This window comes from Streptomyces sp. MJM8645, assembly GCF_001625365.1.
Lineage (GTDB): Bacteria > Actinomycetota > Actinomycetes > Streptomycetales > Streptomycetaceae > Kitasatospora.
In genome coordinates this window covers 406,255-420,207 of sequence record NZ_LJJF01000002.1, presented here as the reverse complement: position 1 = coordinate 420,207, position 13,953 = coordinate 406,255, and the positions used below count along the sequence as shown (strand labels likewise).

At 71.1% G+C, this 13,953-nt stretch carries 7 protein-coding genes; 1 reads left to right on the top strand and 6 read right to left on the bottom strand.

Annotation, left to right across the window (positions count from 1 at the left end; all coding sequences use genetic code 11):
• Window positions 1-124 precede the first annotated feature (124 nt).
• The 6 genes from A6F73_RS42355 to A6F73_RS32570 all read right to left on the bottom strand — a co-directional run bounded on the left by A6F73_RS42355 (window position 125) and on the right by A6F73_RS32570 (window position 13,088).
• On the bottom strand, window positions 125-5,347 hold the full coding sequence (locus tag A6F73_RS42355) for an RICIN domain-containing protein (protein WP_167745909.1): 5,223 nt from the start codon (window positions 5,345-5,347) through the stop codon (window positions 125-127).
• 1,389 nt (window positions 5,348-6,736) lie between these two features.
• Window positions 6,737-7,018, bottom strand: coding sequence for a hypothetical protein (locus A6F73_RS32590; protein WP_063351972.1), 282 nt, complete (start codon window positions 7,016-7,018; stop codon window positions 6,737-6,739).
• Window positions 7,019-7,238: 220 nt separating this feature from the next.
• Window positions 7,239-8,060 (bottom strand): lipase family protein, encoded by an 822-nt coding sequence (locus A6F73_RS32585; protein ID WP_063351971.1) that lies wholly within the window; start codon window positions 8,058-8,060, stop codon window positions 7,239-7,241.
• Between the two features lie 155 nt (window positions 8,061-8,215).
• Window positions 8,216-8,740, bottom strand: coding sequence for a MepB family protein (locus tag A6F73_RS32580; RefSeq protein ID WP_063351970.1), 525 nt, complete (start codon window positions 8,738-8,740; stop codon window positions 8,216-8,218).
• A 349-nt stretch (window positions 8,741-9,089) separates the two neighbouring features.
• Window positions 9,090-11,417, bottom strand: a complete 2,328-nt coding sequence (locus A6F73_RS32575) for a M9 family metallopeptidase (protein WP_063351969.1) — start codon at window positions 11,415-11,417, stop codon at window positions 9,090-9,092.
• Between the two features lie 798 nt (window positions 11,418-12,215).
• Window positions 12,216-13,088, bottom strand: a complete 873-nt coding sequence (locus A6F73_RS32570) for an aldo/keto reductase family oxidoreductase (RefSeq protein WP_063351968.1) — start codon at window positions 13,086-13,088, stop codon at window positions 12,216-12,218.
• Between the two features lie 130 nt (window positions 13,089-13,218).
• Between A6F73_RS32570 and A6F73_RS32565 the strand changes: the two genes are divergently transcribed.
• Complete coding sequence (locus A6F73_RS32565; protein WP_063351967.1) at window positions 13,219-13,662, top strand: helix-turn-helix domain-containing protein; 444 nt, start codon at window positions 13,219-13,221, stop codon at window positions 13,660-13,662.
• The last annotated feature ends 291 nt before the right edge of the window (window positions 13,663-13,953 follow it).

Below are 13,953 nucleotides of genomic sequence, written 5' to 3'. Positions count from 1 at the left end.
CACACGGCGGTGGCCTCCACCCCGAGAGCGGGGTGGAGGCCACCGGGCCGGCTTCCGAGAGGCCGGCGAGTCCGGACGCACCCGGCGGGTGCCGCGCGCACGCGGGCCACCCGTGGGAGGAAGGTCAGGTGCAGGGGATGACCCGGCCTCCTGTCACGACGCACTTGGGCGGCACCAGGCGTGGGTGTCCGGTGTTCGTCTGCCACTGCACCTTCGGGACGCCCTTGATGATCGCCTGCAGCGCGTAGATGAAGGCCTCCAGGAAGTCGCCCTTCCCTGCGGCGGCCACCGCGCGGGCCCCGTCGATGGCGGCGCCGGTGGCGTCGCCGGCCTGCAGGATCTGGATGTCGCCCAGGGGGCTGACCATCAGCCAGGCGCCGTTGCGGCCATTGGTTCCCGATGCCCAGCAGACCCGCCCGTCGGCGGCGGTGACGACGAGGTTCCCGTCGTCCTGCATGACGGCCTTGGCCCCGCAGCCCACGGTCTTCGACTCCCATACGGCCCAGGTGTGGTCGCCGATGGCGTCGCCCTGCGTGTAGTAGGCGACGAGGTTGCCGTCCTGCTGCATGACGAGCCGGGTGGATTGCTCCGCCGCCCTGGACTCCAGGCTCTGCCCCGGGCACAGGGTGTCCCCGTGCCACATCCACGAACCGGAGGACTGCCGCCCGTTGCAGACCGGGGGGAGCTGCATGCCGTCCGGGAAGCGCGGGTCCCTTCCGCCGCCGCCTCCGGGGTTCCCGCCGCCGCCTCCGCCGGTACCACCGCCGCCGGTACCACTACCACCACCGCCGCCGCCGCCGGGGTTCCCCCCGCCGCCTCCGGTGAACGTCGAGTCGTCGAGCTCCCACCACTGGGCGGTGGAGGAGGTGCAGGCCCAGACGGCGAGGTCCTCGTTGCCGTTGACGGCGGTGAGGCAGCCGTTGTCGGCCGCGGAGATGATCCGGTACCAGCCGGGCAGGTTCTGGCTCTCCTGGAAGCGCCAGAGCTGGTTGGCGTTGCCCTCCTGGGCGCTGGTGAGGTGGGTGCGGTGGGTGCTGGGGTTGTGGTCCATCACCATCGCCCCGGCGAACTTCGTCTCGATCAGCCACTGGTTGTTGGGCTTCTGCCACAGCATCCACTGCTGTGCGGCGTTGCCGTTGCGGCCCTGCGCCTTGATCCGGGTGCCGCCGGCGGTGTTGGCGCCGTCGAGGTCCGCGACCAGGCCGCTGTTGCCGGAGCGCAGGACGGTGGTGACGCCGTGGCGCACCCCGCTGCCCCCGGGCGCCTGCGGGGTTCCCCCGCTGCCGGCGTTCCCGCCGCCGGTCGAACCTCCGCCCGTCGAGCCGCCGTTGTTCCCGCCGGTGGGAACACCGCCGCCGGACGAGCCGCCGGTGTTCCCACCGGCGCCGCCTCCGCTGGAGCCGCCGCCAGGGGTGGGTCCGTTCTGGATGTTGTCGAGCCGCCAGCGCTGGCGGTCCGAGCCGTCGCAGGCCCAGATGCCCAGCTGCTCACCGGCGTTGTTGGCGGTCAGGCAGCCGTTGTCGGCGTCGCTGGTGATCCAGAACCAGCCGCCTCCGGCGTCGTGGAAGGCCCAGTGCTGGTTGGCGTTGCCGTCCATCGTCCGGATCAGGTGGGCGCGGTGGGTGCCCGGGTCGTGGTCCATGACCATGCCCTGGCCGGCGGCGGCCTTGCCGTCGGTCAGCAGCGTCTCGATGATCCAGCGCCCGTTCGCGGTGGGCCAGAACGCCCAGCGCTGCGCGTTGTTGCCGTTCGCGCCGAGCGCCTTGATCGAGGTGCCGGAGGCGGTGTTCGCGCCGTCGAGGTCCGCGACCATGGTGTTGTTCGCCGAGCGCAGGGTGGCGACCTGCGACGAACCGACGCCGGGGCTCACCACCGGGGTGGTGCCGGGCTGCTGCGCGGGCTGCTGCGGGGCGCGCGGCGGGACGGTGCCCAGGCCCCAGCGCTGCGCGTCGCTGGCGTTGCAGTCCCAGATCTGCAGTGCGGTGCCGTTCGCGGAGTTGCCCGCCACGACGTCGAGGCACTTGCCCGAGTTCGGGTTGACCAGGGAGGAGTCCGCGCCCTGGCGCCAGTTCTGCGCCGCGCTGGCGTTGCAGTCGTACAGGCCCACCCGGGTGCCGCCGGCGGTGTTGCCGGCGGCGACGTCCAGGCACTTGCCGAACGCCTTCAGGACGAGCCCGCCGCTGGTCGCGGTCGGGGTCCACCGCTGGGAGGCGGTGTTGTTGCAGTCGTAGAGGTCGATCGGGGTGTTGTTCGCGGTGTTGCCGGCGGTGACGTCCAGGCACTTGGACGGCAGCGCCGAGTAGACCGGCACCGCGGCCGCGTCGCCGGAGTTCCCGCCACCACCATTGCCACCGCTGTTGCCACCGCTGCCACCGGTACCACCGTTGCCGCCGCCGGTCGACGGGTTGTCGACGGCCTCGGTCAGGCGCCACTTCTGGGCGTTGGTGCCGTCACAGCCGAGGATCGCCAGCTCCGCACCGTCGGCCGCCGCCGTGAGGCAGCCGTTGCCGGCGGCGCTGACGACCGTGAACCAGCCGCCCCCGGCGTCGGCGAACCGCCACAGCTGGTTGGCGTTGCCCTCCTGCGCACCGATGAGGTGGGTGCGGTGGGTGCTGGGGTTGTGGTCCATCACCATGCCGCCGCCGAGCTTCGTCTCGATCAGCCACTGGCTGTCCGGCTTCTGCCACAGCGTCCACTTCTGCGCGTCGTTGCCGTTGCGGCCCTGCGCCTTGATGCGCGTCCCGGCGGCGGTGTTGGCGCCGTCGAGGTCCGCGAGCAGGCCGCCGTTGCCCGACTGCAGCACCACCGTCCGGTTGTGCGCGGGCTGCGTACCGCCGGCGCCCAGCGGCGGCTGGCCGCCGGTGCCGCCACCGCCCGTGTTGCCACCGCCCGTGCTGCCGCCGTTGTTGCCGTTGCCGCCCCCGGTCGTCGGCACGGTGCCGGAGAGCTTCCACTTCTGCTGCGCGCTGCCGTCGCAGTCGCGGACGGCCAGTACCTCGTGCGCGCCGCGCTGGGTCAGGCAGCCGCCGGCCGCGCTGACGACGTTCGTCCAGCCGCCCCCGGCGTCCTTGAACTGCCACAGCTGGCCGGGCTGCCCGTCCGCGGCGGCCGGTGCGAGCACGCTCTCGTGCCGGCCGGTGTCGTGGGCCAGCAGCATGCGCTCGGCGGCGGAGGCGCGGTTGTAGGTGAGCCGGGTCTCGATCGACCAGTTCCCGTTGCCGCGGTCCCAGAACACCCACTTCTGCGCATCGGTGCCGTTCGGCTCGTAGGCCTGGACGGCGTTGCCCGCCACGGTGCTGGAGCCGCGGACATCGGGCACGAGGGCGTCCCCGGTGCCCGGCTGGAGGTAGGCGCCGGCCCCGGCATCGTTGCCACTGCCGCCGTTGGGGCCGGTACCGCTGTTGGGCCCAGTGCCGCCGTTGGGGCCGCTGGGAGTCGACGGGCCGCCGAAGATCGGCGGGAACATGGGCAGCGCGGGGAACCAGGGCAGCGAGATCCCCGGAGGCGCGGGCACCGGCGGACGGCCGCCGGTGGAACCGTCGTCACCGCCCGGGGTCTTGCCGTCCGGCGGGTCCTTCCGCTTGCACTTGGGAGGCTCCTCCGGCGACTTGGGCGGGTTCGACCAGGCGGCGGGGTCGTTCGGGAAGCCGGTGGTCGCGGGCCACGGGACGTCCGGCAGCCCCGGCAGCGAGGGCCACGGGACGGTGGGGAACCCGGGGACGGACGGCCAGCGCCAGAGCGGGCTGCCCGGGAGCGTCGGCCAGGTGACGTCCGGAAGCGAGGGTCCGCCCGTTCCCGGCGCGTCCGGTAGGTCGGGGTGGCCCGGCCACGGCACGTTCGGGGAGCCGGGCACCGAGGGCCACTTCACCTGCGGGAAGCCCGGCACGGTGGGCCAGGCCAGGTCCGGGTGCCCCGGGATCGCCGGGTCGGCGGCGCTCGGCAGCCCGGGGATCAGGGCCTTGCCGTCGTCATTGCCGTTGCCGGGCAGCGGCAGCACCGGCCACGGGACGCCGGGGTGGCCCGGCATGGCGGGCCACGGGACGGTCGGGGAGCCGGGGACGGCCGGCCAGGTCGCCTCGGGGTGGCCGGAGATGGCGGGCCACGCCGTGGTGGGCAGAGTGGGGAAGCCGGGCCAGCGCAGCTCGGGCAGGTCGGGGTGGCCGGGCATCGGGACGCCCGGGAAGCCCGGGACGGACGGCCACGGGATCGCCGGGTGCCCTGGCAGCGACGGCCAGGTCACCTCGGGGCGGTCCGCGACGGTCGGCCACGGCAGGTCGGGGAAGCCGGGGACGGTGTGGCCGGCGCCGGAGCACGGCACGGACAGGTGCCAGCCCTGCCGGTCGGAGCCGTCGCACGGCGCCACCGTCAGCGCGTTGCCGTCCAGGGTGAGGCAACGGCCGTCGGTGGCCGTGGTGATGCGGTAGCCGCCCGCGCCGTCGGCGACGAAACGCCAGCGCTGGCCGGGGCTGCCGTCGGGCTTGCCGCTCGTCGCGTCGTTCTCGATCGGCCGCACGGCCAGCCGGTCACCGTACGCGGGGACGCTGAGCACGCTGCCCTGTCCGGCCGGGGTGGTGCCGTTGGTCCGGCCGGTCTCGATCACCCAGGTGTCGTCCGACTTCTGCCAGGTCGCCCAGCTCTGCCCGGCGGAGCAGTCGGGGGCGGCGGCCCGTACCGGGCTGCCCGGAGCGGGCGAGGCGTCCGGCACGTCGGCGACCAGGCCGGCGGCTCCGGAGGTCAGGACGGAGACCTTCCCGTGCTGCGGCTCCCGGGCTGTGGCGGCGGAAGCGGAGGTCGTCGACGGCGCGCTGTCGGCCGGGACGCCAGCAGGGATGCCAGCCGGGATGCCGACCGGGACGTCAGCCGGGACGCCGGCCGCCGCGAGAGAGATCATGGACGCGGCCGCCGCTCGGGGCCGGATCGGGGGGATCGGACGACAGGTCTCGTCCTTGCGACGCAGCGGGTCCTTGCTGAACATCACCGGATAGTGGTCCGATTCCTCCACGTAGCTGAGGCGACGTGCCGTGTACTGGTGGTCGGCCGGCAGCCCCCGGGCGATCATGTAGTCGAATTCGGAGGTCGGGAGCTTCATGGGGTAGGTCATCATGCCGGAGCTGACGAGCCGACGACCATCGCCGTACACCTGCGCCATCGACAGTGACCCGGGCTCACGGTTGAAGTCGCCCATCAGGGCCCAGTTCGCGTCGCCCGTCGCCGTGACCGCCTGGATGGCGGCCGGCACGTTGTTCCGCTCCTGGAAGCCTGTTGCCCTGTTGGTGGCGTGCATGGAGTAGTACCACGTGCCGTCCGCGAGCTTGACGCCCAGGATGGGCTTGGCATCGTCAGCCACCTGGCCGTTGTTCTCCGGCTGAGGCGGGATGACTCTCACCACGGGTGCCGCAGCGTTGTCGACGTTCCGCGACACCACGAGGGCCAGCGAGCGCTCTTTAGGGCCTGACCTGACCCGGTAGATGGTGCGAGTGCCGCCCATCCAGTCGGGAAAGGCGTCCCATCGGTACCTCTGGACCTCGAAACCGTTCGTGTTGATCGATGCTTCGGGCACGATGTCCGGAAAATCCGGATCCACGTCCCGGATTTCCTGCAGCGCGAGAACGTCAACCTGTTGGGCGAGATTGAAGATCTCACTCTGCCATCTGGTGCCGTACTGATTGTTGTAGGTCGCGGCCGAGTGTTCCTGAACGGTCGCCGGTACGGCCTGCGGCGGAGCGACGGGGCCCACCGCGTGCGCGGGTATCGGGAACGCGCCGATGAGCCCCGCCAGGAGGGCGAACAGCGGCACGACCGCCGTGTACGCCCATCGTGGTCGCCACGGTATTCGCCGTTCGGTCGGTGAGGCGGTCGTGCCCGGGTGTGCCATTGGGAAACTCCTTGAAACTTCACAGCTGTACCGGGGCACGTTGACAGCAGGTGGTAGACAAACGATGAACGGGCGGCCTGGCGGCGTTTATCTCGCTGCGGTACCGGTTGTGAACCCGCGACAGGTCCGATGCCCTCACCAGTGGCCAAGGTCGACCAGCAGCCCCAGATGATCCTGATCCTCGTGCGGGACCAGTAGACGGGCCGCGCCGACGGCAAGCCCACCCCCCAGCAGGCCCCCTGCTCGACGCCCTCGCCCAGGTCCGCCCCCCACCGCTTCCTGCTGCCGCGTCAGCGTCCCGCAGCCGGCCCGGGCTGCTCATCCGTTCGGGTGAGGCGAGGTTGGAGGGAGGCCGGGGGTGGCAGAACGGCGGGCATGACGGCTTCCTCCACCAGGCGCCGCCGGGGCCGCCCTGGCAAGCCGGCCTTCGTGCCCGTGCCCGTGCCCGTCCGCCAGGCCGTCGGTTCCGCGATGCCGTCCGGGCCGCGCCGACCTGCCGCCGGGTGCTGCCGGACCTGGAACAGCGAGCACAGGCTGCCCGGAGGCCAGGTGGTCCGGACGACCTGGCACCAGCCCGCCTGCCCGGCCCGGGCCGTCCGGTGACCACGCGCCACGCGCCAGGCGCCGGACGGACACTGCGCGCGCCGGCTGCCGCGCCCTCCTCGGCGCCTGTTCCGCCGGTGACTTCGGCGGCGCCGGTGACGACGGTGATCGTGGTGTCGGCGGTGCCGACCGGCAGGGGGCGGGTGTCCTCCCGTGGGCCGGGTAGGGCGTTTTGTCCTGGCCCCATCCGGTTTCGGACGGACGGCTGCCCCGGGGCGAGGTGCTCCCGGGGCAGCCGTGGTGCGGGTGTGGGTGGGGTCAGCCCTGCCCGCCGATGCCGATGCCGGTCTCGGTGGCGTTGCCCGCGACGCCGCCCGGGCCGACCGCGACGGCGCCGGTGAGGAAGGAGGAGCCGCAGGGGCCGAACTGGGCGTCGGTGACCTGGAGGGCGCTGCCGTTCGGGCCGACGGCGAACGCGCCGCTGTCGAAGTTGAGGGTGGGGATGTTGTCGGGCGCGGCGGCGGAGGCGCTGGACGCCGCGCCGATGACGAGCGGGAGGCTGAGGACGGAGACGGCCAGGATGCGGTGCGCGGTACGCATGGGTGGAACCCTTCGAGGTGCGTGGTGAGGGTGGATCGGACGGCCGTGGTGTGGCGGTCCGTCACCATCCACACACGTTCGTGTGCCCATCGCTACCGGGGGAGGCTGTTCGTACCATCGGTTCACTCGGCTCTCGGCCCGGGCCTGCCGGCCGGGCGCGGACTGCCGGCCGTGGACCCACCGGCGCCCGCCCCGCCCCGCCCCGCAGCGCCTGACTCCGTCAGGCGAGGTTCTGTTCCAGGGCCGCGAGGTAACGCTTCATCGCGTGGTCACGCACACCGGCCGTGGCCGGAGCGAACGCGTCGGCGGTGAGGCCCTTGGCGCGGTCGGCGAGCCCGGCGACCAGGCCCATGGAGTCGTGGAGCCGGCCCGAGGAGTCGATGTACTTCAGCGCCTCGACGTGGGTGTAGGCCGGCTCCGGCGGCAGCTGGGGCACGATGTCGTTGTTGTTGACGAACCGGTACAGGCGCCCCTTGAAGCCCTCGTTGCAGGCGGCGGCGAGCAGCCGGTCACAGGTGCGGGGCTGCCCGAACGTGACGATGCCGTCGGCCTGGAGGCGCGGGTCCTCCAGGTACAACCGGGCGCCGGCCAGCATGGCCAGGGCTCCGCCGAGGCTGTGGCCGGTGAACCACACGGTCTGGCCGTTGGTGCGCAGCTGGGCGTGGGCGTCCCGGACGTCCGGGAAGACCGACTCCAGCGCTTCGGCGAAGCCGTAGTGGACGTAGCCGGTGCGGGCGGGGCCCGGCCAGGGCGGGGTGGAGGAGTCGGAGAGCCAGTCGCGGATCTCGGTCGGTTGGGTGCCGCGGAACGCCGTGACGACCATGTGGTCGCTGGCCATGGTGTAGGCCTGGGTGTCCTCCAGCGGGAAGGGCGGAGTGAACCGGGTCTGATGGTGACGCACCCGGTCGAAGCCCCAGTCGCGGGCCTGCTGTTCGATGGCGGCCTCGTCCTGGTAGGCGAGTTCGGACGCCTTCGCCAGCCAGTAGGCATGCGGGACGCTGTAGTTCTTCGCCTGGTGGTCGAAGGTGGTGGGCACGGGCACGGCGATCTCTCCTCCGGGACGGCCGGCGGGCGGGGGGAACGCACCGCCGGCGCGGACATCAGACCCCGTCGTACCAGAGCGTGCACCGCCGCCCCGGGCGGGCCGCGCCCGGATGTCACCCCGACAGACGAGCCGGTGCACAGGGCGGCGGGCGGCTATGGGTGGTAGAGGGTGCGGGCGTGCGTCAGGTCGGTGGGCCCGGTCTGGCCGATGTGGAAGAAGTGGTTCACCTGCCAGGCCTGGGTGCTGCGCGCTTGCCGGTTGGTCGTGGTCACCCATGGCGGGTAGACGCGGAACCCCCGTTTTCCGCCGGAGCCGTTGCGGGAGACGATGTCGCGCTCGCACAGCACCTCGCGTGGGAGGACGAACTGCCCGAAGCCGTTGTCGTCGTGGCAGCTGATGACGAAGAGGTCCACCCCGTCGTCGGCGTCGAAGGGCCGGATCGGTCCCGCCTCGGACCGCAACCACACGGTGACGAACTGGCCCACCTTCGTCGGGGTGGTCTTGGCCGCGCGGAACCGGACCGAGCGGCCGTCGATGGTGAACCGGCAGGCCGCGTATTCGGCGCTCTCCGGTTCGGCCACCGGGGGCGAACAGACGAAACCGCTCGGGTCGTACACCAATGCCTTCGCCGCCAGCAGGTCACCGTGAAGCCCTGCCCACGGCTGATTCGTCACCATCCCGTCATCCTGCCATCGAGACTGCCACCCCTTGAACCAGAAGTGCCTTCCTCGGGCAGACCCACGATCGGCGGTCCTGTGCGCCCCAACGAAGTTCCTAGCTAGGGTCTGTCGTCAGGCTCTCGCTGCGAAAAGCCGCGAAAGCAGGGCCTCCTGGATCGCTCGTTGGCGTAGACGCCCTCCGAGCTACCACGAGGCCCTGCTGCCATGCCCGCTACCGACCGCGATCACCCGATCGAGACTCCCGTTCGATCGGCAGGCCCCTTGATCGGTACGACAACGGCTACTTGCACAGGAACCCTTACACGTCCGGGCCCTTCACCGCTCGCCCGAGGTCGTGGGTGCGCGGTTACTGGTACTGCGTGGTGACGCTGACGCCGGTGAAGTCCTGCTGGGCGGCGAGGCTGAAGTAGACCCAGCCGGACGGCGGGTTGTTGATGGTCAGGGTCTCGTTGTTGCCAGCGTTGGTGGACTTCGCCTGGTAGCTGCTGGTGGTGGCCCAGCTGCTGCCGCCGTAGTACAGGTCGGCGTTGCCGGTGCCGCCGCTGCTGGTGATGGTCAGTTGCTTGACGCCGGCCGGCAGGTACAGGAAGTGGAAGCTGTAGTTGCCGGTGGTGGCCGCGAGGTTGTCGCGGCGGCAGTTCTTGTCGAACTGGCGCGGGTCGGCGATGGTGCAGAGCGGTGCGGCCGGGGCCGGGGCCTCCGGCAGGGGACCGCAGTCGTTGGTCGCGCAGGTGGTCTTCAGCCAGGTGGCGAAGCCGGCGTCGTAGCTGGTGCCGATGGTCTGCTTCAGGAAGGTGCGGGCACCGCTCCAGTCGCCGGCGCGGTACTTGGTGAGCACGGTCTCGATGTCCGCGCGGTGTTCCTGGAGCATGTAGCGGACCGCCAGCCAGCCCCACCGGTAGACCCGGTTCGAGTTGACGTCGGCGTCCGCCTCCTGGCCGTAGACGGTGTCGAACAGCTCGCTGAGCTTGTAGGTGTTCTTACTGGCCTCGTTGATCGCGGCGGTGTTGCGCTCGTTGCGGTAGCCGTACGAGATGTTCTCGGCGATGCCTTCGACCCACCAGATGGTCGGGGTGGTCTGGCTGGCCTCGAAGTCGCCGTACATGTTGTAGCGGCCGTCGAGGTAGTGGGTGTACTCGTGGTTGAGGTTCCAGATCTGGAAGTCGGGGCGCAGCCAGCTGGCCTCGTGGGCGATGAAGCGGGCCTGGTTGCCGGGCTTGGCCGGGTCGCCCTCCTCGTACATGCCGCCGTTGTCCACGTCGATGTCGTAGAAGGCCCAGGCGTACAGCGAGTACTGGGTGTAGTCGTCGAAGACGACGACCTCCAGGTTGGTGTTCACGTCACCGGGGATCGCGCCCTTGTCGCCGATCACCTTGTGGAAGTAGGCGTCCTGGTTGATCAGGCTGGTGCAGGTGGTGGCCAGCTGCCCGGGGGACATGTCCTGGGCGCGGATCTTCAGCCCCGGGTTGCAGATCCGCTGGATCGGCAGGATCACCGGGAGCAGACGGTCGCTCAGGTCGCAGATGGCGTAGGCCGCGCAGTTGCCCTTGTCGAACTGGCGGGTGGCCCAGCCCAGGTTCATGGTGATCGGGGCGGTGGGGCCGACGTTCGGGTAGCGGTTGATCAAGTCCTTGAGCAGTGGCCGCAGCCGGTCCTTGAGCTCGGGGACGTCGAGGGCGTAACCGAGGTAGCGGCCGATGTTGCTGACGATGTCCAGGCGGTTCAGCTGGGAGTCGTTGCGGGTGATGAATCCGGCCCAGGTGTCGAGGATGCTGGGGTCGGTCTTGAGGGCGGCCTTCCAGCCCTGGCTGTCGGTCTTGGAGTCGAAGCCGTCCTTGATGACCCACTCGAAGTGGTCCAGGGAGAGGGTCATCGACTGGGGCCAGGTGCCGTTGTAGTTGGCGAGCACCCACTTGACGACGCTGGCGTACCGGCCGAGCGTGTGGGTCTGGCCGATCACCGTGACGACCTCGTTGAGGGTGTCGCCGTTGGCGTCGGTGACGTCCTTGCTGTGCGGGGCGGCGAAGAAGGCGTCCAGCGCGCCGCGGGCCGCGGTGTCCAGGGTGGCGCCGTAGCTGCCGACCTCGTTCGGGCGGGTCTCCTGCACGTAGTAGCCGGCGCGCAGGAACATCACCAGCTGCCCGATGGACGTGCTGTTGTCGCCCGAGTAGGTGGCGGAGGTGTCGCGCAGTGCGTTGGCGACGGTCACCATCTGGGACTCGCGGAAGGCCTTCCCGGCGTCGGCGCCGGTGAGGTTGAACAGCGGGTAGGCGCAGGGGACGTTCGGCAGTGCCTTGAGCTGCTGGACCAACGCGCTGCCCGTGGCGTTGATCACTCCGGACAGGTTCGGGCAGGGTTCCCCGGCGGTGGCCGAGAACTGCTTGGCCGCCTTGGCGGGCTCGCTGACCGGGGCGCCCGGCGCGGTGGCCTCCTCTGCGTGGTCCTGGGCGAAGAGCTTGAAGGAGCTGTTGTTCCTGGCGTCGGGTGACTTGGGGACCGGGATGGACCGCGGCGCCTGGGTGGCGGGTCCGGCGGCGTTCGCGCCAGCCGGGGTCGTGGCGCCGACGGGGGCGGCCTGGCTCTGCGGTGTGAACAGGCCGAGCGCGATGAAGAGGGCCGCGCCGAGCGCGGGGAGTCTGCGTGCGTTGACCTTCGATATCCGGGAGAGACGCATCTGTGGGGGCCTCCGGGGCCGTTGTGACCGCGTGTTGGGGCACGCGACCGCTCGATGTGTGACATGTAAAATGTCACGTGTCGCATAGGCTCGGGAAGACTCGGGACCGGATTGCCGTCCACCGCAACCGAAACGTTGTCAGATCGGGCGGCTCCGGACCTGCTCCTGGCGAAAACGCCATCCGCCCTGTTGAGGCCGCGTGTTGGTACTCGTGGAGTGTGCCGCCGAGGACGGCGCGGTCGGTGGCGGTGGGCGTGGGCCTGCCGACCTGTCGCTGAAGTGCGAGTGGTTGGTGGTACAGGGCGAGGATCTCGATGCCCTTCTCTCAGCTGCTCATCGGCAGGAGTGGTTCAGCACGATTCACCCGGTCGTCGGTCAGAGCCGGAGCCATGGATCCGCGATATCGCGAGGCCGATCCTCCGGCCCCCGGGGTTGCCGTAGTCCAGAGGCACCTTGACCTTCGCGCACTCGAACCCCGCCGGCCCGCCCGCGTCACAGCGCTCCCAACGAAGCTCCTGCTGCGCGTACTCCTGGAGCGGATCGCCTCCAGTCTTCGTTCAGGCGCACTCGCCCCCCGTACGGCGCAGGGATGGGTTCATGATCAGACTTGCGGCGTACGGGGGACGGGCTGACGTAAGGCCAGAGTCCCACCTCCCGCCGACCGTCGGTCAGGGCCGACGGCCTATCGGCCGCCTGCCGGCGCTCACGCTGCGCACTCCTCGGCCCGCGGCACGGCGGAGGCACGCCCGGCCGCGGTACGGCCGGCGCGGCCGATCGCCTCGACGTCAAACGAACTGCCTAGCGGCCGATGTCGTCCAGCGCGGCGAGATCGTCGTCGGAGAGCTGGAGTCCCGCGCCTGCGACGTTCTCTCGCAGGTGTGCCACCGACGAGGTGCCGGGGATCAGCAGGATGTTCGGCGACCGCCGCAGCAGCCAGGCCAGGGCGACCGACATCGGCGTCGCGTCCAGCCGGGTGGCCACCGCCGTGAGCGCGGAGGACTGCAGCGGACTGAAGCCGCCGAGGGGGAAGAAGGGCACGTAGGCGACGCCCTGTTCGGCGAGTTCGTCGATCAGCTCGTCGTCGTGGCGGTGGGCGAGATTGTACATGTTCTGGACGCACACGATCGGCGCGATCGAGAGTGCCTCGGCGATCTGTTCCGCCGTCGCGTTGCTCACGCCGAGGTGCCGGATCAAGCCCTGCTGCTGGAGTTCGACGAGTGTTTCGAAGGCCTCGGCGAGCGAGCCCGGCTGGGGACCCTGGGCGTCGCCGAGCCGGAGGTTGACCACGTCCAGCGTGTCGAGGCCGAGGTTCTCCAGGTTCTCCTGGACGGCCCTGCGCAGGTCTTCGGGCTTGCGGGCCGGGGGCCAGCCTCCCTCCTGGTCCCGGGTCGCGCCGACCTTGGTCACGATGTGAAGCGAGTCGCGGTACGGGTGCAGGGCTTCGCGGATCAGCTGGTTGGTGATGTGCGGGCCGTAGGCGTCGGCGGTGTCGATGTGGGTGATCCCGAGGCCGACGGCCTCGCGCAGAACAGCGAGCGCGCCGTCGTGGTCGGCGGGTGGGCCCATGACCCAGGGACCGGTGAGCTGCATGGCGCCATAGCCGAACCGGGTGACGGTCAGGTCGCCCAGGTTCCAGGTGCCGCCGGGAAGCGTCGCGGGGAACGTGCCCATTCTCTTGCCTTTCGTGTCAGCGAGGTGGTGGTGCCTGTCGGCGCCCTGCACCATCATTGGTGAGTAGCTTCCTGACAGGAAGTAGGTACTTCGGAGTGCGTAAGGCACCCGTGGGTGAGAGGAGCAGCCGATGGCGACGGTGACGGCGGCCCAGCAGAGGGCACAGGCCAAGGTGGAGTACGACGCATTCCTGGCGGTCTGCCCCAGCCGCAAACTGCTCGACCGGATCTCCGACAAATGGGTCGCACTGATCCTGGCCGGGCTCGGCAGCGACGCCCCTCACCGGCCGGGCGCCGACTGCGCCGGCGAGCCCCGGGCGTTGCGCTACTCGGAGCTGCTGCGCCTGCTGGCCGGTGTCAGCCAGAAGATGCTCACCCAGACGCTGCGCTCCCTGGAGCGCGACGGCCTGGTGTCCCGCACCGTGGTGCCGACCGTGCCCGTCACCGTCTCCTACGAGCTGACCGATCTCGGCCTGTCGTTGTACGGGATGATGCGCGGCCTCAAGGCCTGGGCCGAGGTGCACATGGACGATGTGCTGGCCAACCGCGAGACCTACGACACCCGCGGCGCCTGACCCGCGGCGCCTGAAAGCCACAAGGGCAGGACGAGGCCGGGTGCCCGTTTCGGGCACTGGCCCGGTTCCTCAGGGGTGATATCAGGGGCGATATCAGGGGCAGTCCGGAGGTGCCGATCCCGCGTGGGGCCGTAGCGTCGGCGCGGCGGGTGGCCGATGCGCCCGACCGACCCCCACGGAGAAGGCGAGCGCGTGTTCCGGAGCAAGGTTCCAGCAGCGGCCCCGTCTCCTGGCGAGGGGCGGGCCCCGGGCCAGCCGTATGTCGTCGAGCAGCACGGGATGCGGATGGCC